At 40.8% G+C, this 21,303-nt stretch carries 22 protein-coding genes; 10 read left to right on the forward strand and 12 right to left on the reverse strand.

Annotated elements, in window-relative coordinates:
- The first annotated feature begins 100 nt into the window (after positions 1 to 100).
- Positions 101 to 691: a TetR/AcrR family transcriptional regulator gene (locus F0361_RS13825; protein ID WP_138258172.1), complete on the forward strand. Its 591-nt coding sequence runs from the start codon at positions 101 to 103 to the stop codon at positions 689 to 691.
- Positions 692 to 730: 39 nt separating this feature from the next.
- Here the strand turns inward: F0361_RS13825 and F0361_RS13830 are convergent, their stop codons facing one another.
- Positions 731 to 2,332 carry a PorP/SprF family type IX secretion system membrane protein gene (locus F0361_RS13830; protein ID WP_154919385.1) on the reverse strand — a complete coding sequence of 534 codons (1,602 nt, stop codon included), beginning with the start codon at positions 2,330 to 2,332 and terminating at the stop codon, positions 731 to 733.
- A gap of 85 nt (positions 2,333 to 2,417) precedes the next feature.
- Here F0361_RS13830 and F0361_RS13835 point away from each other — a divergent pair, with 85 nt between their 5' ends.
- A complete protein-coding gene (locus F0361_RS13835; protein WP_154919387.1) occupies positions 2,418 to 2,960 on the forward strand; it encodes a SixA phosphatase family protein in 543 nt (180 codons plus the stop codon).
- On the opposite strand, the gene F0361_RS13840 is transcribed toward F0361_RS13835, so the two are convergent.
- Positions 2,938 to 3,690, reverse strand: a complete 753-nt coding sequence (locus F0361_RS13840) for a DUF6503 family protein (protein ID WP_154919390.1) — start codon at positions 3,688 to 3,690, stop codon at positions 2,938 to 2,940. The genes F0361_RS13835 and F0361_RS13840 overlap by 23 nt on opposite strands.
- A 96-nt stretch (positions 3,691 to 3,786) precedes the next feature.
- On the opposite strand from F0361_RS13840, the gene smpB reads away from it, so the two are divergent.
- Positions 3,787 to 4,248, forward strand: coding sequence for an SsrA-binding protein SmpB (gene smpB / locus F0361_RS13845; RefSeq protein WP_138258168.1), 462 nt, complete (start codon positions 3,787 to 3,789; stop codon positions 4,246 to 4,248).
- Positions 4,249 to 4,252: 4 nt separating this feature from the next.
- Here smpB and F0361_RS13850 read toward each other — a convergent pair whose 3' ends face one another.
- On the reverse strand, positions 4,253 to 4,894 hold the full coding sequence (locus tag F0361_RS13850) for a protein-L-isoaspartate(D-aspartate) O-methyltransferase (protein WP_154919392.1): 642 nt from the start codon (positions 4,892 to 4,894) through the stop codon (positions 4,253 to 4,255).
- Positions 4,895 to 5,033: 139 nt separating this feature from the next.
- Between F0361_RS13850 and F0361_RS13855 the strand changes: the two genes are divergently transcribed.
- From F0361_RS13855 to F0361_RS13885, 7 genes are read left to right on the forward strand one after another with little or no spacing between them, the layout of a single operon-like run.
- Positions 5,034 to 6,014 carry a Gfo/Idh/MocA family protein gene (locus F0361_RS13855; protein WP_154919394.1) on the forward strand — a complete coding sequence of 327 codons (981 nt, stop codon included), beginning with the start codon at positions 5,034 to 5,036 and terminating at the stop codon, positions 6,012 to 6,014.
- Between the two features lie 38 nt (positions 6,015 to 6,052).
- Positions 6,053 to 6,940, forward strand: coding sequence for a 3-hydroxyacyl-CoA dehydrogenase family protein (locus F0361_RS13860; protein ID WP_154919396.1), 888 nt, complete (start codon positions 6,053 to 6,055; stop codon positions 6,938 to 6,940).
- A 5-nt stretch (positions 6,941 to 6,945) separates the two neighbouring features.
- Positions 6,946 to 7,605, forward strand: a complete 660-nt coding sequence (locus F0361_RS13865) for a YggS family pyridoxal phosphate-dependent enzyme (protein ID WP_154919399.1) — start codon at positions 6,946 to 6,948, stop codon at positions 7,603 to 7,605.
- Between the two features lie 41 nt (positions 7,606 to 7,646).
- Positions 7,647 to 9,008 (forward strand): exonuclease domain-containing protein, encoded by a 1,362-nt coding sequence (locus F0361_RS13870; RefSeq protein ID WP_154919401.1) that lies wholly within the window; start codon positions 7,647 to 7,649, stop codon positions 9,006 to 9,008.
- A gap of 6 nt (positions 9,009 to 9,014) precedes the next feature.
- Complete coding sequence (locus tag F0361_RS13875; RefSeq protein WP_240042712.1) at positions 9,015 to 9,875, forward strand: ion transporter; 861 nt, start codon at positions 9,015 to 9,017, stop codon at positions 9,873 to 9,875.
- Positions 9,868 to 10,788 carry a tRNA (adenosine(37)-N6)-dimethylallyltransferase MiaA gene (gene miaA, locus F0361_RS13880; RefSeq protein ID WP_154919403.1) on the forward strand — a complete coding sequence of 307 codons (921 nt, stop codon included), beginning with the start codon at positions 9,868 to 9,870 and terminating at the stop codon, positions 10,786 to 10,788. The genes F0361_RS13875 and miaA overlap by 8 nt, the downstream gene beginning before the upstream one ends.
- A complete protein-coding gene (locus tag F0361_RS13885; protein WP_154919405.1) occupies positions 10,781 to 11,275 on the forward strand; it encodes a gluconokinase in 495 nt (164 codons plus the stop codon). The genes miaA and F0361_RS13885 overlap by 8 nt, the downstream gene beginning before the upstream one ends.
- A 49-nt stretch (positions 11,276 to 11,324) precedes the next feature.
- On the opposite strand, the gene F0361_RS13890 is transcribed toward F0361_RS13885, so the two are convergent.
- The 9 genes from F0361_RS13890 to coaBC form a co-directional block, all read right to left on the reverse strand.
- Entirely contained in the window at positions 11,325 to 12,038 is a 714-nt protein-coding gene (locus F0361_RS13890) for a response regulator transcription factor (RefSeq protein ID WP_138258160.1), read from the reverse strand.
- 5 nt (positions 12,039 to 12,043) lie between these two features.
- Positions 12,044 to 13,624, reverse strand: coding sequence for a sensor histidine kinase (locus tag F0361_RS13895; protein WP_154919407.1), 1,581 nt, complete (start codon positions 13,622 to 13,624; stop codon positions 12,044 to 12,046).
- Positions 13,625 to 13,707: 83 nt separating this feature from the next.
- The gene (gene coaE, locus F0361_RS13900; RefSeq protein ID WP_154919410.1) at positions 13,708 to 14,292 is read right to left on the reverse strand and encodes a dephospho-CoA kinase; all 585 of its coding nucleotides are present in this window, start codon (positions 14,290 to 14,292) and stop codon (positions 13,708 to 13,710) included.
- Between the two features lie 80 nt (positions 14,293 to 14,372).
- The gene (locus F0361_RS13905) at positions 14,373 to 15,332 is read right to left on the reverse strand and encodes a CdaR family protein (protein ID WP_154919412.1); all 960 of its coding nucleotides are present in this window, start codon (positions 15,330 to 15,332) and stop codon (positions 14,373 to 14,375) included.
- An 8-nt stretch (positions 15,333 to 15,340) separates the two neighbouring features.
- Positions 15,341 to 16,345, reverse strand: a complete 1,005-nt coding sequence (locus F0361_RS13910) for a glycosyltransferase (RefSeq protein ID WP_154919414.1) — start codon at positions 16,343 to 16,345, stop codon at positions 15,341 to 15,343.
- A gap of 48 nt (positions 16,346 to 16,393) precedes the next feature.
- Positions 16,394 to 17,200, reverse strand: coding sequence for an enoyl-ACP reductase FabI (locus F0361_RS13915; protein ID WP_154920276.1), 807 nt, complete (start codon positions 17,198 to 17,200; stop codon positions 16,394 to 16,396).
- 74 nt (positions 17,201 to 17,274) lie between these two features.
- Positions 17,275 to 18,927, reverse strand: coding sequence for a DNA repair protein RecN (gene recN / locus F0361_RS13920; RefSeq protein WP_154919416.1), 1,653 nt, complete (start codon positions 18,925 to 18,927; stop codon positions 17,275 to 17,277).
- A 289-nt stretch (positions 18,928 to 19,216) separates the two neighbouring features.
- A complete protein-coding gene (porD, locus tag F0361_RS13925) occupies positions 19,217 to 20,104 on the reverse strand; it encodes a type IX secretion system protein PorD (RefSeq protein WP_138258153.1) in 888 nt (295 codons plus the stop codon).
- The gene (gene coaBC, locus F0361_RS13930; protein ID WP_154919418.1) at positions 20,097 to 21,302 is read right to left on the reverse strand and encodes a bifunctional phosphopantothenoylcysteine decarboxylase/phosphopantothenate--cysteine ligase CoaBC; all 1,206 of its coding nucleotides are present in this window, start codon (positions 21,300 to 21,302) and stop codon (positions 20,097 to 20,099) included. Before coaBC ends, porD begins: the two co-directional genes overlap by 8 nt.
- Position 21,303 lies beyond the last annotated feature (1 nt).

A 21,303-nucleotide genomic window follows, 5' to 3' on the forward strand; every position in this document is an offset into this window, starting at 1 on the left:
CAAATCTAAAGACACCCTGAAAATTTTTTCAGGGTGTTTTTTTATTCGTATTATATACCATGCAGTATTGTTTTTTTATCTTCGTATAAAACATAGGAACATGTCCACCAAAGCTGAAAAAACAACTGCCTACATCATTGAAACAGTTGCCCCAATTTTCAATAAACACGGTTACATAGGTACTAGCATGAGCGACCTTACGGATGCAACGGGTCTTACAAAGGGAGCACTTTACGGTAATTTTGAGAATAAGGAAGCCTTGGCGCTTTCGGCGTTTGAACACAATAGCAAGATACTCTTGGATGCTTTGGACAAGGCCATTGGGGTTTCCGGTTCTACCATGGACAAATTAAAGAGTCTCATGGATTTCTATAAGAAATACGACACTTTTACACTTCCCTTGGGTGGATGCCCTGTTTTGAATGTAGGAGTCGATGCACAGCATAACAATAAACTATTGGCTTCGGCAGCTAAGGAAACTATTAAGGAAATAGAGGGAAAAATCGCTTTGGTATTGGAAAATGGTGTCAATAAAGGGGAAATCAAAATACCGGTATCCCCGCTACAGTTTGCCAAGCAATTATTTACCATGGTTCAAGGTGCAGTTGCCATGTCTACCATAACAATGGACCGAAAGTATCTCCTGAACACCATGACCTATTTGGAAGTGCTGGTAAAGCGGGAATTATAGCACACACCACATTCTTCTATACACTCCTTTAATAAGGAATTATTCACCAACCACCCGGAATATCCAGGTCTTATCCGTATACTTTCCTCCAAAATTGGAATCCCGTGCGGACCTTGCTTCGAATATGGAATCGTACCGGGCCAAGAATACGTAGTTGTATTTGTTCGTCTCTCTATAAAATGATCCCGGGGTCAGGCCCTTTTTCTGCAAATCAGCCATAAAGGCGTCGAAATAACGTTTGGTACCAAAAACATTGGCAATTAAATAATACCCAGGTTCCAAGGTTCCCTGTTTGGTCACTTCCTCATAACGCTCGCCTTTCTCAGGGGTTACGACCTCTTTCCTTGCAGTTTCGGCCTCCTCCAATTTTACTTGTGCTATAGAATCCTGTTTTCGCTGTTGTTCCAATGCCAAGGCTTCTTCCATGGCCTTTTTGGCTGCATTGGTAGAATCGATTTTTCTTTGTTGAGCTATTGCTTGGGCTTCCGCCAAGGCCGTATTTTCCTTGGCAAAATTTAATGAATCCCGTTTTCTTTGTGCTTCTAGTTTTGATGCTTCCATGGCCAATTGCTCCAATCTGGTTGCTTCCCTTATGGAATCTTTTTGCCGCTGGCGTTCCAATTTGGCCATTCGCTCCTCCTCTTTTTGTGCTTCACGCTGTGCCAGTTTTTCGGATCTGGTCAATTCTGGTTCAACGGGTTCGTCAACAATAAGCTCTTCCTGTGGGTATCGTTCTTCTGAGGATAATGGTCCCAATTTATAGGATGTGACCAGTTCAAAGGTAGGGTCGGTTCCTTTTAGGTCATTGGAAACACCAAATTCCACCAAAGCGCCCAATGAAAAGCGTTTAAAAAATCGGCCCCCGGCACCTCCCGAAATTCCATAAAAACTATTGTAACCCAGTTGCGTCCAAAACTTGTTTGTACTTAATAGGGCATTAATTCCCAACTGGGAATCAAAACCGGGTATGGATTTGTAATAGAGGGTTGGTCTTAAAACCGAGTTTTCATCCGAAGAAAGAATACCTATTGGAAAATCGTAGCTGGCCAGGGCCAAGAATATCCGTCCGTCTGTACTGGTATTTCTTTCGTTCGTACTGATATTGTAATCCATTAAATTTTCCGAGGACAGTCCCAAACTAAACTTATCGATCCGTACGTTGATGCCCGGTGCCATTTGCACAATGAAATCATTGGTGATTTCGGTCTGAATTGGATTTGGTATAAAAAACCGTTGGTCCGCCAGTTTTTGTTGAAACCCCAAAATATTAATTCCGACCCCCAAACTCGCCGTTTCGCTCAATTGAATATTATAGGCGTAGTTGGCTACGATACCGGTATTAATGAAGATTTCCGTATTCTGCTGAAAGAATCCCAGACCTGCGGTGGAAAGCTCGTTCAGCCTGTGGGAATAATTAAAAAATAAGCTCGTTGGGTCACCATCAATGGTCTGCCATTGCCACCTTGACCAGAATGCAAAAGAGGATGGATTGTTCCTATCCAATGCAAAAGCCGGATTCAATAGACTGGAATTGTATTCCGTTAAATTGTGCTGTCGATAATCACTAGGAAGTGCGACATCCTGTGCATTTAAACCAACAACTACAAAAACAATAAGAAGTGCCCCACAAAATTTATTCATATGCAAAAAAACAAAAAATAGCGGTGTAACGTACTATTTTAAAGTAAATTTAGTTCTGTATAAAAGCAATTGTTAACGCTGAACCATGAAAGTACTAAAGATTCTATCAATTTGTCTTTTGTTGTCCCTTTTTTCCTGCAAAGAGGATGCGCCCGTTGAAAAACAGGATGCGAGTTCCGGTATTTCAACCTTTTATTTTATCAGACATGCAGAAAAGGATAGAACAGATCCAGGGGATGCAGACCCAGAACTCAACCAAAGAGGTCTGGGGAGGGCCATGCATTGGGCCGAAATCTTAAATGAGGTAGAATTGGATGCCATTTATTCCACAAATTTCAACAGGACATCCATGACAGCGGCACCAACATCGGTGAAAAAGAACATTGACGTGCAATACTACGATCCAAGAATTTTGGATATAGACCAGTTTAAAAAGGACAATCTAAATAAAAATGTTCTTGTCGTAGGCCATAGCAATACCACACCAGAATTTGTAAACTTACTTTTAGGTGAGGACCGATATGCTCCCATTGACGACGCTGAAAATGGAACCTTGTTCATAGTGACCATTGTAAACGGTGTCCCCTCAAGTACCCGATTGGTTTTTAATTGTAATTGCCCCGATTAACTTTCACGTTTTCCAAGGTTATATTGGAAAGTAATTCCAATTGGTTGTTTACATATAGACTGTCAATGTTGTAGATGGACGTATTCTCCGTGTTGGGTTTATAATTTTTATAGTCCACAAACCTGATATTGCCCACATAACGTTCGTTATACGCTTCACGAAAACGCTGGCCACCTCCATTAACATGAAATTCATAGGCCAAATAATCCGGTTTAAAGGTTTCCGTATGGAACCAATAGATGTAAACATCGTCAAAATCATCTCCGCCGCCTTCTTCTTTAAAGGTAACCTCGATTTTGTAATACGATTTGCCCTTAATGTCGACTTTACCCAAAATCTTCTTCTGTACGGCCCTGTCGTTCAAACCGTAAGGCAGATTGGCAAAATAATGCACGGAGTTCACGGAATTGGCATAGTTGTTTGCTAGAGAATCGGTCAATACAATAAGACTGTCATTTACAAATCGCTTAAATCCAGAGGGTTCCTTTCTATCCAAAATAAGGGCCGTGTCACTTTCTATAATCCGCTCCAAGACTTTATTTCCATTCTCCAATTTTGAACTGTAATGAATGTCCCTAAAGTCAAAGTCGATATTGGACTTCGTATAGTTACTCCCACCGCTTACTTGAATGCTTTGGTCTATTATTTCTTGGGCTGTGGGAATCTTTTCCTTTACCTCACAGCTCATAATAAGGCCAAGTAAAACGAAAAATGAAATAATTCTGGTCATTGATGTTTTCATGCTTAATCATATACCTATCGGATTCATTACAAAATAAACGCAATAAAACCTTATATCGCTTAAATGTGCTTATTTTTGTGGGAAATGCAGAAGAACATCAACATAAAAAATAAAAGGGCACGCTTTGAATATGAGCTGTTGGAAACCTTTACGGCAGGTATCGTACTAGCGGGAACCGAGATAAAATCCATCCGGTATGGAAAGGCTTCCATAACTGAAAGTTTTTGCGAGTTCAATGACCGTGGAGAACTTTTTGTGATCAATATGCAGATCGACGAGTATTCCCATGCATCGCACTTTAACCACAAACCCAAAGCGGAGCGTAAGCTCCTTTTGAACAAACGGGAGTTGAAAAAATTGCATAAAGAGGTCAAAACGACCGGACTTACCATAGTTCCGTTGACCCTATTTATCAATGACCGTGGTCTTGCCAAAATACAGATTGCTTTGGCAAAAGGTAAAAAGCTTTACGATAAAAGGGAAACCATTAAGGACAGGGACAATAAGCGTAACCTGGATCGTATAAAAAAGAGCTTTAATGCCTAACTGCCTAGTTTTTGTCCTCCAACAAGGGCACAAACCGGAAAGAACCGTATTCCGTCTTTTTGAATTCCTTTTCAGAAGTTCTCTCAAAAAGCGTCATAATCTGCTCTTCGTATCCAACAGGAATCACAAGCCTACCCCCTACTTTTAGTTGGGACATCAATGCCTTTGGTACTTCTGGCGCACCAGCCGTAACGATAATGCGGTCAAAGGGTGCTTCTTCGGGAAGGCCTTTATAACCATCCCCAAAAACAAACTTCTTGGGGCGATAGCCCATTTTTTTAAAGAAGAGGTTCGTTTTTTTAAAAAGTTCCAACTGTCTTTCAATGGTGAAGACTTTTGCCTTGCATTTTAACAGCACGGCAGTTTGGTAACCACTTCCGGTGCCTATTTCCAAAACACTCAAATTGGGTTCCAGTTGCAATAATTCCGTTTGAAAGGCAACGGTATAGGGTTGGGAAATTGTTTGGTCTGCAGCAATAGGAAATGCTTTGTCTTGATATGCATGCCCTTCAAAACTACTATCCATAAAAAGATGCCTCGGCACCGCCCTGATGGCATCCAAGACCTTTTTGTCGGTTATGCCCTTTTCAATCAGCAATTCTGCCAATTGATTTCGCATGCCCCTGTGTTTATAGGTGTCTTTCAATGTTAGCTTGGTTTGGTTACCAAAGTTATAAAAGATAGCATTAGAAATGAAGTGGCCCCAATGGTAATTATCAAAAATGGATTTTACAATGCTGTCGTAACTTATAAACTATGTGTATTTTTGATGAAAAAGTTACAACATGCTCAAAGTTGGGGTTCTAGGGGCCGGTCATTTAGGCAAGATTCATTTACGTTTGCTAAACCAATCCGAAAAATATGAATTGAAAGGGTTTTATGATGCCGATATCATGAATGCTACTAAAGTGGAGACCGAGTTTGGTTACACCTATTTTGACAACTTCAACACGCTTATAAATGCCGTTGATGTGGTCGATATCGTCACTCCTACCCTTTCCCATTACGAATGCGCCAAGAAGGCCATGGAAAAAGGCAAGCATGTTTTTATTGAAAAACCCATTACAAATACCTTGGAAGAAGCTGAAGCGCTTTTGGTTCTTGAGCAAAAATTTGGGGTCAAGGGACAAGTGGGCCACGTGGAACGCTTCAACCCTGCTTTTACTGCAGTTAGGGAATCCATAAACCAACCCATGTTCATTGAAACGCATCGTTTGGCGGAGTTCAATCCCAGGGGTACGGATGTTCCGGTTGTATTGGATCTGATGATTCATGATATCGATGCCATTTTGAGCGTGGTGAATTCGAAGGTAATAGGTATAAAGGCAAGTGGGGTATCGGTGTTGAGTCAGTCCCCGGACATTGCGAATGCCCGATTGGAATTTGAGAATGGCTGCGTCGCCAACCTAACCGCAAGCCGTATTAGTCTTAAGAACATGCGTAAATCTAGATTTTTCCAAAAGGACGCTTATATATCCGTGGATTTTCTTGAGAAAAAGGTGGAAGTAGTGAAAATGAAGGACGCACCGGAGGTTCCCGGGGATTTTGATATGATCTTGCAAAATGCGGAAGGCGTTAAAAAGCAGATTTATTTTGAAAATCCTTCCATTTTGGGCAACAACGCTATTTTGGATGAACTTGAATCTTTTGCCGATGCAATTAACAACAATACTAGGCCCACAGTAACATTGCAACAGGGTACGGAGGCCTTAAAAGTGGCCCTACAGATTATAGATGCATTTGAGAATAAATCAGTGCTGGGATGATTATTGTAATCTCCTAAATGCTTTAAATAAAAGAAAGAATGGAAAAAATTGCGGTGATAGGTGCTGGAACGATGGGTAACGGAATTGCCCATGTTTTTGCCCAAAATGGTTATAAGGTACAGTTAATCGACCTGAATGAAAATGCTCTTGAAAGGGGTATTGCTACCATTTCCAAGAATTTAGACCGAATGCTGGCCAAGGAAAAAATATCCGAAGTAGATAAACAAAATACTTTAGATAATATTGCTACATATACCGATTTGGAAAGCGGTGTAAAACAGGTGGATCTGGTCGTTGAGGCCGCCTCAGAGAAATTGGAAATCAAGCTGGATATTTTTAAAAAATTGGATGCCTTCTGCAAACCTGATGCTATCTTGGCAACCAATACATCCTCCATTTCCATTACCCAGATTGCTTCGGTGACCTCTAGGCCATCCCAGGTAATTGGGATGCATTTTATGAATCCAGTGCCCATTATGCAATTGGTGGAAATCATCCGTGGATATTCTACTTCGGACGAAACCACAAAACAGATTATGGAGCTTTCCAAGAAATTGGGAAAGACACCCACCGAAGTCAACGACTATCCCGGATTTGTGGCCAATAGGATTCTTATGCCTATGATAAACGAGGCCATAGAATCCCTACATTATGGGGTTGCCGGAGTGGTGGAAATAGATACGGTCATGAAATTGGGTATGGCCCACCCCATGGGTCCGTTGCAATTGGCAGATTTCATTGGGTTGGATGTTTGTTTATCCATTTTACAGGTGATGTACGACGGATTTAAAAATCCAAAATATGCACCTTCCCCCCTTTTGGTCAACATGGTTACCGCAGGAAAATTGGGTGTTAAGTCCAAGGAGGGTTTTTATGATTATTCAGAAAACACAAAAGCCGAAACCGTTTCAAATCAGTTTAAATAATATCCATGTCCATAGCCGAAAACCTTAGGTCCATCAAAAAAGAGATTCCTGAAAGCGTAACCTTGGTAGCGGTTTCCAAAACCAAACCGGTGTCTGATCTTATGCAAGCCTACCAAAGCGGACATAAAATCTTTGGGGAGAACAAGGTGCAGGAAATGGTCCAAAAATGGGAGGAAATGCCCAAGGATATCCAATGGCATATGATCGGACACGTACAACGCAACAAGGTCAAATATATGGCGGAGTTCGTTTCCTTGATACACGGAGTGGACAGTCTAAAATTATTGACCGAAATCGATAAACAAGCAAAAAAGCACGATCGGGTAATTCCCTGTCTTCTACAGGTACACATTGCCGAAGAGGATACCAAATTTGGTTTCGATGCCGATGAAATAACAGATTTGATACACAAGCCGGAATACAAAAAACTACAGAACATATCCGTTCAAGGATTGATGGGTATGGCCACCTTTACGGATGACATGGAACAGGTTAGAAGGGAATTCAGGACCTTGAACAGGCTTTTTCGCGAATTGAAAAATACACTTCCCCAAATAGCCATTCTTTCCATGGGAATGAGCGGCGATTATACCGTTGCCATTGAAGAAGGAAGCACGATGGTACGCATTGGAAGTAGTATCTTTGGAAAACGGAATTACAACTAAACGTGTTAGTGCAACGTTCAAAATAGGATTGAAATTATTTTATGTACGCCATACTGGATATAGAAACGACGGGAGGGAAATTCAATGAAGAGGGCATTACGGAAATCGCGATTCATAAATTCGATGGGCATAAAGTAACCGATTCTTTTATCAGCTTGATCAATCCCGAAAAGGAAATCCAGCCGTATGTTGTCAATTTAACCGGCATAAACAACAAAATGCTCCGCACCGCACCCAGGTTTCATGAGGTTGCCAAAAGAATCATCGAAATTACCGAGGATGCCGTACTAGTAGCACATAATGCTCAGTTCGACTATCGTATCCTGAGAACGGAATTTCGTAGATTGGGTTATAACTACGAGCGAAAAAGCCTCTGCACGGTCGACTTGTCCAAAGTGCTTTTACCCGATGCCGAATCCTATAGTTTGGGTAAATTGGTAAGATCCCTGGGTATTCCGGTAAGTGACCGTCACCGGGCAAATGGAGATGCCCTGGCTACCGTAAAATTATTCAAGCTACTGCTGGCAAAGGATACGGGAAAGACCATAATCCAGGATGTCATTAGAAAAGAGGCGCATGGGGAACTCTCTGAAAAACAATTGGATATTGTCCAAAGCATGCCCAATACGACCGGTGTTTTTTACATGCATAACAAGGATGGGGATATCATTTACTTGAGCAAAAGCACCGATATCAAAAAAAAGGTGAACCAACTATTTACCAAGGCTGGGGAACGGGCCAGAAAACTGACCAAGGATACCAGAAAGGTTACCTATGAAAAAACGGGCAGCGAATTGGTGGCACTGCTCAAAGAACATCAGGAACTATTAAAAAATAGGCCTAAATACAATTCCATGCCAAGAAAAAGAATGTTCTCCCATACGCTCTGTCTTTCAAAAAATGAATATGGGTATTTGGGATTAAAAACTGTCAAGGTAAATCAGTGTACGGACGCTTGGGGATTTTTCAACGGGGAATTCAGTGCAAAAAATCATTTGTTTAAGATCACTAGGGAATTCAACCTATGTGACAAAATCAATGGCATAAGTGAGGCCAGAGGTAACTGTGCCAACTATTTGGAAGGCAAATGCAAGGGTGCCTGTATTCAAAGGGAAGATGTTGAAACCTACAATGAACGGATTTTGGAAGCTCTGCAAAAATATTCGCTAAGGAATAAGGAAGTGGTGTTGGTGGATAAAGGTCGTGAGGTAGGTGAATATTCGGCCATTATGGTTCGGAAAGGTTCTTTGGTGGGTGTTGGTTATTACGACCTTAACCATCAAATAAATAATATTCATATCTTAGAAAATTTGATAACTCCAATGAACGGCACTCAAAACGCCAATTTCATTATTGAATCATATCTAAGAAAACGGAAAATATTGAAAACGATTTCCTTGTAAATACCATTGAACAAGAAGGGCGAAAATACCGATTGGAAACAGAAACTTCATGAAATCATTTATGAGGCAGACACCCCTATGGGCAAATGGTTTGATATTGTCCTTATTTTTGTCATACTCTTCAGTGTGCTGTTGATTATGTTGGAAAGTGTGAAGCAAATCGATGAGGAATATCATAGAACACTTCTTACCTTGGAATGGGTCGTCACCATTCTTTTCACCATAGAGTACATCGCAAGGATCATTTGCATACAAAAGCCCTTTAAGTATATTTTCAGTTTCTACGGCATCATCGATTTTTTATCCACGATTCCCTTATACCTTTCCTATGTGCTTGCGGGCTCCCAGGTTTTGTTGGCGGTGCGGGCATTTAGATTGTTGCGCGTATTTAGGATATTGAAATTGGTCCGTTTTCTTGGCGAAGCCTCACAATTGAAAAGTGCTTTGAGAGCAAGTAGCGCCAAGATTACGGTCTTTTTGTTTGCCGTTTTGATACTTTCCGTAATGTTGGGTACTTTGATGTATTTGGTAGAAGGCGACGAAGCTGGATTTACCAGCATCCCCATGAGTATTTATTGGACCATAGTTACACTTACTACGGTAGGTTACGGAGATATTGCTCCCATAACCCCTCAGGGTCAGTTCATTGCAACCGTTATTATGCTGCTGGGTTATGGTGTTATTGCCGTGCCAACGGGAATGGTAACCGTTGAATTTGGGAAACGGTCCAGGGCTTTAAAAACGGGCGAGGATAAAGTGGAAAAATTCGTCCATGTAAACACCCAAGCGTGTCCATCATGTTCCAAGGAAGGCCATAGGGACGATGCCAGCCATTGTTATAATTGCGGAAGTTTGCTGAATGAATAAAGTGCTCATTTCTGTAATTGGTCCCACGGCGATCGGGAAAACGCGATTGGCCATTTTATTGGCAAATCATTACAAAACGGAAATCATTTCCGCGGATTCCCGACAGTTTTTTAAGGAAATGTCAATAGGTACCGCTGTACCAAACCCTACCGAGCTTTCCAGTGCCGTTCATCATTGCATACAGCATAAAAGTATACTTGAACCCTATTCCGTGGGTGATTTTGAGAGGGATGCCCTAAACATGTTGAAGGGAATATTTCAAAAAAATCATGTGGCAATCATGGTGGGTGGTAGCGGTCTTTATGTGGATGCCGTCACCAAGGGACTGGATTCCTTTCCCCAAGTGGATAGTGCCATACGTGAAAAACTGAACAGGGAGCTAGCCGAAATAGGAATTGAAAGTTTACAATCCAGACTCAAAGAACTCGACCCCGATCACTATCAAAAAATGGATATTCAAAACCCCCATCGTATCATAAGGGCCTTGGAAATCTGTTATGGTACGGGAAAACCTTATTCCAGTTTTTTGAATAGGCCCAAAGACAAAAGAAACTTCAAAGTGGTATCCGTTGGTTTAATGGCCGACAGAAAAGTGGTCTATAATAAAATTAATGAAAGGGTGGATGGTATGATGCAGGACGGTCTGTTGGCAGAAGTGAAATCCCTAGTTGCATATAGCGATTTGAACGCACTACAAACGGTAGGTTACAAGGAACTTTTTGAGTATTTAAATGGAAATTGGACCTTGGATTTTGCGGTTTCCGAAATAAAGAAAAATACGCGAAGATTTGCCAAAAGACAGATTACCTGGTTCAAAAAAACCGAGGACGTCCTGTGGTTGGATTTTGATAACACTACAGATAAAATGATTACCAAAGTTGATAGGAAGGTCAAAGAATTACAAAATGAATGAAACAAAAATTATTTTCGTAATGGGTGTTTCCGGTTGTGGAAAATCGACCGTTGGGAACCTTTTGGCCAAGAAATTGGGTTATACCTTTTTTGATGGGGACCATTACCATCCCCAAGCGAACATCGATAAGATGAGCAAAGGGATTCCCTTAGATGATAATGATAGAAAAGGTTGGTTGGAAACATTGAATGAATTGGGGATAAAGCATCGGGAGCAGGGGGCCGTAATCGTATGTTCTGCACTAAAAGCAACCTATAGGGAAATGTTAAGGAACGGGTTGGAAGAAGTGGCTGTTTTTCTATTTCTAAAGGGTACTTTGGAGCAAATTAGTTATCGGCTTAGTTTAAGAAAGGGGCATTTTATGCCCAAGGAATTGTTGCAATCTCAATTTGAAACTTTGGAGGAACCAGAAAACGCACTTGTAGTAGGAATAGATAATTCTCCAGAAGAAATTGTAAATCAGGTTCTTCATCTTCTTTCAAATTAAAAAAGCACCCTGTTGGGTGCTTTAATATCCATTCCTTGATAGGATAGGATTATTCGTCCTCATTTTTTATGACCAACCGGAAACCCTCGCCATGGATGTTCAAAATTTCCACATTTTCATCTCGTTTTAGGTATTTTCTAAGTTTGGCGATGTATACGTCCATACTTCTGGAAGTAAAGTAATTGTCATCTCTCCAGATTTTGGTAAGTGCCAGTTCCCTCGGCATCAGGTCGTTTTCATGAAGGGCCAAAAGCCGTAACAGCTCGTTCTCCTTTGGTGAAAGTTTTATAGCTTCCTCTTCCTTGTATTTTAAAAAACGAAGTTTTGAATTGAGATGGAAGCCTCCAATTTCAAATTCGAACTTTTTACTATCGGCAAGGCTGCTGGATGCTTTTCTTTGAAGTATGGCCTTTATTTTCATTAATAGCACCTCAGAGTCAAAAGGTTTGTTCAGATAATCATCGGCACCAGCTTTATAACCTTTTAGGACATCTTCCTTCATGGTTTTGGCCGTTAAAAAAACTATGGGAACATTTTCGTTCTTTTCCCTAATTTCCTTGGCCAAAGTAAACCCATCCTTATAAGGCATCATAACATCCAAGATGCAAATGTCATAATTGTCCTTCTTAAACTTTTCAAATCCTTCCATACCATTTTTGGCCAAGGTTACATCAAAGTCGTTCATGGACAAATAGTCCTTAAGGACAATACCAAAGTTTGGATCGTCTTCTACTAAAAGTATTTTCTTATTTACTGTTTCCATAATTTTTAAATTAAAGGCAGTTTAATGTAGAAAGTGCTTCCTTTGTCTTTTTCACTTTCCGCATATACCTCCCCTTGATGATCATCTACTATTTTTTTAACATAGGCCAGTCCTAATCCATGACCCTTAACATTGTGAATATCTCCAGTGTGTTCTCTAAAAAATTTTTCAAAAACCCGTTTTAATACGGCCTTGCTCATCCCTGCTCCTTGATCTTGCACTTTAATAAGAATACTATTCTTTACCACTTCCGTAAATACATCTATTTTGGGCGCATCATTGGAATATTTTATGGCGTTATCCAAAATATTAACAATGACATTGGTAAAGTGCATCTCATTTGCAAGTACCTCGGAACGTTGCGCATCCAAATGGGTATCAATATAACCACCTCTATCCTGAACGATAAGTTCAACATGTGTAATGGCATCGTTTATTATATCATGTGCATCTACTCTATCCTTACTGATATCCAATTGATTTTTTTCCAATTTGGAGATACGAAGTACATTTTCAACTTGAGCGTGCATACGTTTGTTCTCGTCCCTGATCATTTGTAAATAGCGGGAAACCTTTTCCTGGTCACCTATGATTTTTGGATTTCGAATCGCTTCAACTGCAAGATTGATTGTTGCAATGGGCGTCTTGAACTCATGCGTCATGTTGTTGATGAAATCTGATTTTATCTCGGATATCTGTTTTTGCCTGATCAACTGGTATATCGCCCCTGAATAGGCAATGACGATTATTAGTGTAAAAAGGAGTGACAAAAGTGCCAATCCCAAAATGGACTGGACCAAAAAGCGCTTCTTTTTTGGAAATGAAACCAACAAGTCAAAGTTGGAAATACCGTCAAAATCCGTAAATAGGGGTGACTTATAAATATTCACTTCTGAATATTTGAATTTTCTGGATTTCAACTTGGTCGGCAGACCATTGCTATATACACCATATTCAAAAGCTATATCTACGCCCCTATCAGCTAATTCCCGCTGTACCAATAACTCAATTTCCTGTTTGGATACGCGCTTGTGAATGGGAACCCTTTTGGCGTAGTTCGTAAAGAGATCTTCAACGGCATATTTGTCTATATCCCTCAAACCACCTATTTTTTCCAATCTTTGGATAGGTGTAAGCCGATATCCTTTTCCATCTATATTTAAATCTTCCCTAAAGATAGAAGTAGTACGCTTGCTTGTATAGTTTTTGATGAAAGTGGTATCGCCCACTTCTCCATTATCAAAGAACGTTGAGGAAATTCCATAGTCCTCCTCCAGGATACCATGCTCATACAACAATATCTCATTGGAATTGACATCCCTATCAATGAAAAAGAAATTTCTGAAATGAGTTTCCTTCAATTCCCCGATACTATCCTTTGCATAAAGATATCTATCGTAATAATTTTTTTTCTCCCGCTCCTCTATTTGATTGGTAACACTATTTAAAGCTTCGGAAACAACATTTGAAAACTGTTCCTCCTTGTTCTCGACGGATTTTTTTATCCAAATACTTTGAATGAAAATCAACCCAATGAGAGAAAGGCTCATTAGAACTACCAAGAGAACAAATAACCTCTTATTCATTATAATGTTAAAATTAATTATTTACAGGGAAGCCCTAAGTACGTTTAACCAAACCTTAACACAAATGTTAAAATTTGCCGTCCTTATGAAAAATCAAGGATTCGAGAATGAATCTCGTCTACTTTTGCACTAGTTTTTTCTAGGTTAACATTTTCAATGACATAATCCGCTAAGGGCAACTTTTTTGAATCCTCCAACTGATTGTTCATTCGGGCCAAGATCTCCTCACGTGTCGCGTTGTCCCGTTCCAAAAGCCGTTTTATGCGTACTTCCATAGGGGCAGTGATCAAAATAACCTTATCATATAAACCCTGGGCTTCATTTTCAAACAACAATGCGGTTTCTTGAATTACGTATGGGGCATTTTGAGTTTCACTCCATTTAACAAAATGTTTCCGAACGACAGGATGCACAATTTTGTTTAACCTTTTCAATAATAGGGGGTCGTTAAAGACCGACTTTGCTATATATGAACGGTTCAATTTGCCATCATGATAGGCCGTTTCCCCAAACAAGTCTACCAGCTTTTTTCTAATGGTTTTGGAGGTATGCATAAGTTTTTTGGCCTCCAAATCAGAATTATAAATAGGTACACCCAATTCTTCAAACATCTTTGCTACGGTAGTTTTTCCACTACCAATGCCTCCGGTAAGGCCAATTATTTTCATCTGTTTAAAAGCGTTTAAAAAATTTTGGATGCCACAAAAAGTAATAAATTAAAAATAGTTTCCTCTTTATAAGTCAGGTATTATTCCTTCTTTAAAATAAATTCAACTTCCTGGGGTCTTAGGATGGCACTGTTGATATTTTCCGGTTTTTCCCGGAGCACCACGGGCAACATATTTTGGTCACTTTCCTCGATTTTTTCATAATCTGCCAAAACCAGAAAATCCTCTGAGGAAATCTTTTTGAGCACTTCCAAGGGTGCTTGGCAAACGACCTGAACGACATCCGGGAACATACGGACCTGAACGCTATCCGGTAGGTTCAACATAGTGACCGGAACTTCAAAAACCTGTTCTGAAAATTTGTAAATCTTCCCAGAAATTGTCACTATAGTAGGCTCAAAATTGGTCTTTGTCAATTCCCGGGATTTAACCAACGTAATTTTCTTTGTAAAATCAGTAGTTAGGTTCAATAGTTCCGTATAGGAGGTAGAAACGGACGAAATAGTATCAATTTGGGATTTTGGGCCGTTGACAACAATGGTTTTGGGTTCAATTACCAAAGAGTCCATAAGTGTGTGGTTCTTGGCAAATGTAATGTTGAGCTTTGGTAAAACAGGAACTTCCTTGGATTCAAGTGTAGTCAATTTAACAAAAATCGTGTCGTTGTCCATATCCAGCAGTTCCATATTGTTGGATAGTTGATCTCGTACTTGCTTTCTGTAAACGGATGGAGGTATGTAAAAGCGATCCGACTTCTTTTGTATATCCGATAAATTGATCTGGATGCTCTTTTTTCTGATGCCAAACCCAATAAATTGAAAGCCTACGGCACGTAACCGAACCCGTAGTTCACTTCTAGGACTTTCTACTAAGAGATACTCTGGTGGAACATTTACATAGTTCAATTCAAAAGAGGTCGTACCTACAAACGTTTGGGCAAGATTGTTCACCAACCATGCCAAAAAGGAGAAAAATAAAAAGACCAAAAACACCTTGACCTTACGCTTTTTTAATCCCGTCTTTATTCGCTCTATGATCACAACCTATCCTAAGTTCTAAAAAATAATTTCGGAAAAATTTCTTCCGGTGTCCTACTACTAAATGTAGTATAAAAAGTAGACTTCAAAAAACCAAAACCATAGCCTCCGAATTGCACCAACGTAGCGAAAACAGCCATACTGCCCACTTTTAAGCTTTTAGTGCTAACAGTAGCATCCATAAACAAGACCAGAAAGTAAATTAAAACGCAAATTAAAGGAGCCTTAAAACCCAAAAAAGCGAATCCAATAGATGTTAAGAGGAATAAAATAAATAACGTGGGAAACCAATAGGTCAATTTTGCCGTTGTTGGGTGCCACTTGTTAAGTATGGGGCGTACCATTCCAAATTTCCTGACCTGTATGTAAAATTTGTTCCAGTCTATCCTTCTTTTATGGTATACAAAGGCTTCGGGTATCAATTTTGTCTCATAACCCTTTTCCCAGATACGGATCGTCAAATCTGGGTCTTCGCCGGGATGGATATTCCCATAACCGCCAGTGGCTTCAAATGCTTCCTTTGAAATGCCCATATTAAAACTTCTGGGCTGGAATATATTTACGGCATCCTTTCTTCCGCGGATTCCGCCTGTGGTCAAAAAGGAGGTCATGGCATAATTGATTGCCTTTTGCACATCACTAAAGGAGGAGTGTGCCGCATCAGGGCCGCCATAGCAATGTACAAATTCCTGGGTTAGGCTTTTTTCAGCCTCCTCCAAATATTGTGGCGGTAGAATGCAATCGGAATCCAGGACAATGAAATAGTTCCCCTTGGCATTTTTCATACCAAAATTACGGGAATCCCCTGGGCCAGAATTTGGTTTTTGAAAATAGGATATATTGAGTTGTCCCTCATAACTTGCAACAACCTCTTTTGAGGGAACTGTGGAACCATCTTCAATAACCACAACTTCAAATTCCTTGGGATAGGTCTGTTTTAAAAGACTCTCCAAAAGTTCCTCTATTTCGCTGGGCCTGTTATATACCGGGATTATAAACGAAAATGATAAATTCATTTCAAATTTTCACATATTAAAATCCCCGATAATTCTCGGAAAATCTTTTTAGAATTTATCTATCACCTCCTGACTAACGCCTGTATTGGAGAATCCGCCATCATGGAAAAGATTCTGCATGGTCACTTTTCTTGTTAGGTCTGAGAATAAAGTTAGGGTATAGTCTGCACAATCTTGGGCAGTCGCATTCCCCAAAGGCGACATTTTTTCCGCGTAATTAATAAAGCCATCAAAGCCCTTGATACCCTGACCGGCAGTGGTTGCCGTTGGGGATTGGGAAATAGTATTGACCCGAACCTTCTTTTCCTTACCGAAGAAATAACCAAAACTACGGGCTACGGACTCCAGATAGGCTTTATTGTCTGCCATATCGTTATAATCTGGGAACGTACGCTGTGCGGCCATATACGTCAAGGCAACGATACTGCCCCACTCGTTCATTGCATCGTTCTTGTATAAGGATTGCATTACTTTATGAAAGGATAGCGCGGAAACATCCCAGCCTTTTGCCGTAAAATCATAGTTTTCATCGGTGTAGGCCCTTCCCTTTCGCACATTTACTGACATCCCGATAGAATGTAGTACAAAATCCAACTTGCCTCCCAAAATTTCCACGGACTTGGTCACTAAATTGGCCAAATCTTCCTCGTTCGTGGCATCGGCGGGAATAATTTCGGAACCCGTCTTTTCGGCCAACTCCTTGATCTGCCCCATTCGCATCGCTATGGGAGCATTGGTTAGGACAAATGTTCCACCTTCCTCATGCACGCGTTCCGCTGTTTTCCATGCGATTGAATTGGCATCCAATGCGCCAAAAATGATTCCCTTTTTTCCTTTCAATAGATTATAGGCCATGTTCGTTGGTTCTTTCAATTGTTAATTTTTCAAAGATATTTAAAATATACCAATCCGATTTTACCCCTTCGGATTTAATTTAGCAATTGCCGGGCATGCGCCAAGGCGGAATCCGATAGTTCGTTGCCTCCTAGCATTTGGGCGAGTTCCACTACTCTTTCATCATTGGACAGTTTGCGCATGTTGGTACTGGTTCCATCGGTCGTATCGGTCTTAAACACTTTAAAATGGTGATTGCCCTTGGATGCGACCTGCGGCAGGTGCGTAATGGTAAATACCTGCATATCCTTGCTCATTTCCTTCATGATGTCCGCCATACGGTTCGATATTTCCCCGGATACGCCCGTGTCGATTTCATCGAACATGATGGTGGGCAATTTTTCGTATTTCGCCAAAATGGCCTTTATGACCAACATAATCCTGGAAAGTTCACCGCCCGATGCCACTTTTTTAAGTTCGCCATAATCACTTCCTTTATTGGCCGTAAACAAAAAAGAAAGCTCGTCCATGCCGTTGGTCCTAAACGTATCCGTACTTTCCAGTTGGATTCTGAAGGAAGCACTGGGCATTCCCAGGTGGGCCAAATCCGATTCCAACTGGTTTTTTAAATCAGGTATAATGGCATTCCTGCGTTCCCTTAGTACCAGTGCCTGTTCCTCCAAGGCGGATTCCAAGTCCTGGAGTTCCCTCCTTTTGATGGATATCTTTTCATCCACATGGGCGGTTTCAAAGGCTTTTTGGGAAAGTTCCTCCCTTATTTTAATCAATTCCGATATTTCAGAAACCCCATGTTTTTTCTGTAGATTGTACAGTAATTGCAATTTGGTGTTGGTCTGTTCCAAAAGCTCTGGATTGGACTCTACCCCATCCCGAAAGGCCTGAAGCTCTGCATTTATGTCATCTATTTCAATATAAACGGATTGGATGCGCTCGTGTAGGTTTTGATATTGCTTCCCAAAACCGGACAGTCGGGAGAGAGTGCTTTTTAAGTCGGACAAGAGTGTTGTTAGTCCGATCTGTTCGTCGTTCATCAACTGGTCGCCCTTGGAAAGTTCCTCCATGATCAATTCCACATTGTTCAATTGCTCGTACTGCTCTTCCAATTCTTCCAAAATACCCTCCATTAAGGGCGCCGCTTCCAGTTCAGTCAATAGAAAATCATTATAGTCCTGTTCCTTTAGGGCGTTATTTTGAAACTCGATAAGTTCCTGAAGTACCGTTTCTGTGGATGTATAGGAAGACAACGTCTTTCTAAATTCATAGAGCCGAGACTTATTGTCCGCCAAGGCGTCAATCAATTTTAATTGAAAATCGTTCTCGGTCAATCGCAACGTTTGATGTTGGGAATGGATGTCTATGAGTCGGTCCCCCAATTGGGACAGCACATCCAAGGTTACCGGGGTATCGTTAATGAATGCCCTCGATTTGCCACTGGGGAGAATTTCCCTTCGAATTACCGAACTATCCTCATAATCCAAATCATTCTCCTTAAAAAACGATTGGAGACCATAGTTCTTGATCTGGAAATAGGCTTCTATAACGCACTTGCGTTCTTTGTCCCTCAGAGAAGACAGATCCGCCCGCTTTCCCAATACCAAGGAAAGACCTCCCAAAAAAATGGATTTTCCGGCACCTGTTTCACCGGTGATAATGGTAAAACCAGCATCCAAACCGACTTCTAGACTATCGATCAGTGCGTAATTGTCAATGGAAAGATTGGTCAGCAAATCCTTGAATTTTTAGAAAATCAAAGGTAATCTATTTAGGGTATCAAAATCAAATTCAATAACAAGTTCAAGTTCAAAATGAAAAGTCAAAAGTTAAAAGTGGAAAATATTAAATTTTAGTGCGAATAGCGCTTATCGTTCAGCGGACAGTGAAAAACGAAAAATAATTAGCTATTTGTTGGAAAAATGAATTAAAAAATTCAAATTCCAAATGTCTATTACGCTATTAATCGAGTAGCAATTAGCCTTGTACGCTCAGCGAACAGCAAATGGCCAAAAGCCAAAAAAATCAATACTTAATTTCATTCCAAGTGCTGGAATACAGGGGGGCAATTTTGTTGAGGGTCTCCTTTAGTTTTACAATATCCACCTTGGGACCATCGGAGAAGATGTTCTGGATTTCCTCGGACTTGGCATCGAAGAAGGTCTGAATCAGAAAGGCATTGGGCCTTCTATTGATCATGGTCTGGAACAGGTTCATGGTACCTGCAATGATCTGCTTTCCAGTACTGTTGTTATCGGCCAAAATATCCAAACCTTTTCTATGATAGTTGTACATCGCCACGCGATATTCTTTATACGTATTGGATAGTAAATTGTCCACCAATTCAAATCTGCTACGATCCGTTGTTTGTGTCCAACCACTATAATTACTACCTTGGGCTTGCGTTACGATACTTTGGGCCTTTCGATAGAAATCGGTACCGCCTTCCAAGGAAAACGTATCCGCATCAAGTCCCAAAATAATATAGACATAATAAGCGACCACGGCCACTAAGTTGGATTCGAATACATTTTCATTAAAGACCAAAGGCTGGAATTCTATGTATTGAAAGTTGAACTGGTTGTCCTTATAATTGAAGACCGGGCTTTCATAGGAAGTGTTGTATACCGGTCGTGAGGATTGGATTTGGATGTTACCGCTAAATCGGTCCGATTCATAGTCCGTAATCGTTATGAACATTTGGGCATTTACCCGTTCATTTTCCTTATAAACTCTGTTCGTCCACTTGTTTTTATTGACGAAATCACTCAAGGAGCGTTCCAAGGTCTTGAAAATTTGTTGGTTGGTCTGTGAAACCTGATCCGAATTTATAGTCACCGTACAATTCAATTCCTGCGCATGAAGCGATAAAATACCTAGAAAAATTAACAGGATCGATAACAACTTACGCATAGCGTCTTTTTATGATTTCGTTCAGGATATCCTTGGCTACTGCAGCCTTAGTTTTTAATTCAAACGTTTGGATCTCCAAATTGGTATCTATAAAGCTAATTTTGTTGGTGGTGCCTCCAAATCCGGCTCCCTGATCGTTAATGGAGTTCAAAACGATGGCATCCAAATTCTTACGTTTGAGCTTCGATTTTGCATTTTCCAGTTCGTTTTCCGTTTCCAAGGCGAAACCGACCAGAAATTGAGATTTTTTTTCTTGACCGAAGGAATACAAAATATCCCTGTTTTTAACAAGGTCAATTTGCAATTCGGCATTGGATTTTTTTATTTTTTGGGCCGATTTGACTTTCGGCTTGTAGTCGGCCACAGCGGCCGCACACATGACAATGTCAGAATCGGCGAAATGCCTGTGGGCCTTTTCATACATTTCATCGGCGGAGACAACCCGTATCAAGTGTATGCTTTCATTGGCTGCTTCATATTTTGAAGGTCCGGATACCAAAACGACTTCTGCACCTAGATCTGATGCAGCCTTCGCCAATTCAAACCCCATCAATCCCGAAGAATGATTTCCAATGAAACGCACGGGATCAATTGCTTCGTAGGTAGGCCCGGCGGTAATCAATACCTTTTTATTTTTCAAGGGAAGCCCGGCGGACAAATAATTGAATAGAAACTGTACGATAGCCTCGGGCTCCGCCATCCTTCCTTCTCCATGCAGTCCACTGGCCAATTCACCGGAAGCCGCAGGAATCATCAAATTTCCAAAAGACTCCAGTGCCTCGAAAGACTTTTTTGTAGTAGGATGTTGGTACATGTCCAAATCCATCGCAGGAGCAAAAAAAACGGGGCATTTTGCCGATAGGTAACATGCCAAAAGGATATTGTCTGCAGCCCCGCTTGCCATTTTTGAAAGCGTATTGGCGGTTGCGGGGGCTATAAGCATGATATCCGCCCAGAGTCCCAATTCCACGTGGTTGTTCCAATCGGTCGTATTGTTTTCTGTCTTGACGAAATTGGAAACTACGGGATTTTTTGAGAGCGTGGCAAGGGTCAACGGGGATACAAAGCAACTGGCGCTTTCGGTAAGAACGATCTTAACCATAGCGCCAGCTTTTATCAATAAACGTACTAGAAAGGTGGTCTTATAGGCAGCTATCCCTCCGGTTATGCCTAAGAGGATGTTTTTGCCTTCCAACATC

This window comes from Maribacter flavus, from assembly GCF_008386635.1.
GTDB classification, from domain to species: domain Bacteria; phylum Bacteroidota; class Bacteroidia; order Flavobacteriales; family Flavobacteriaceae; genus Maribacter; species Maribacter flavus.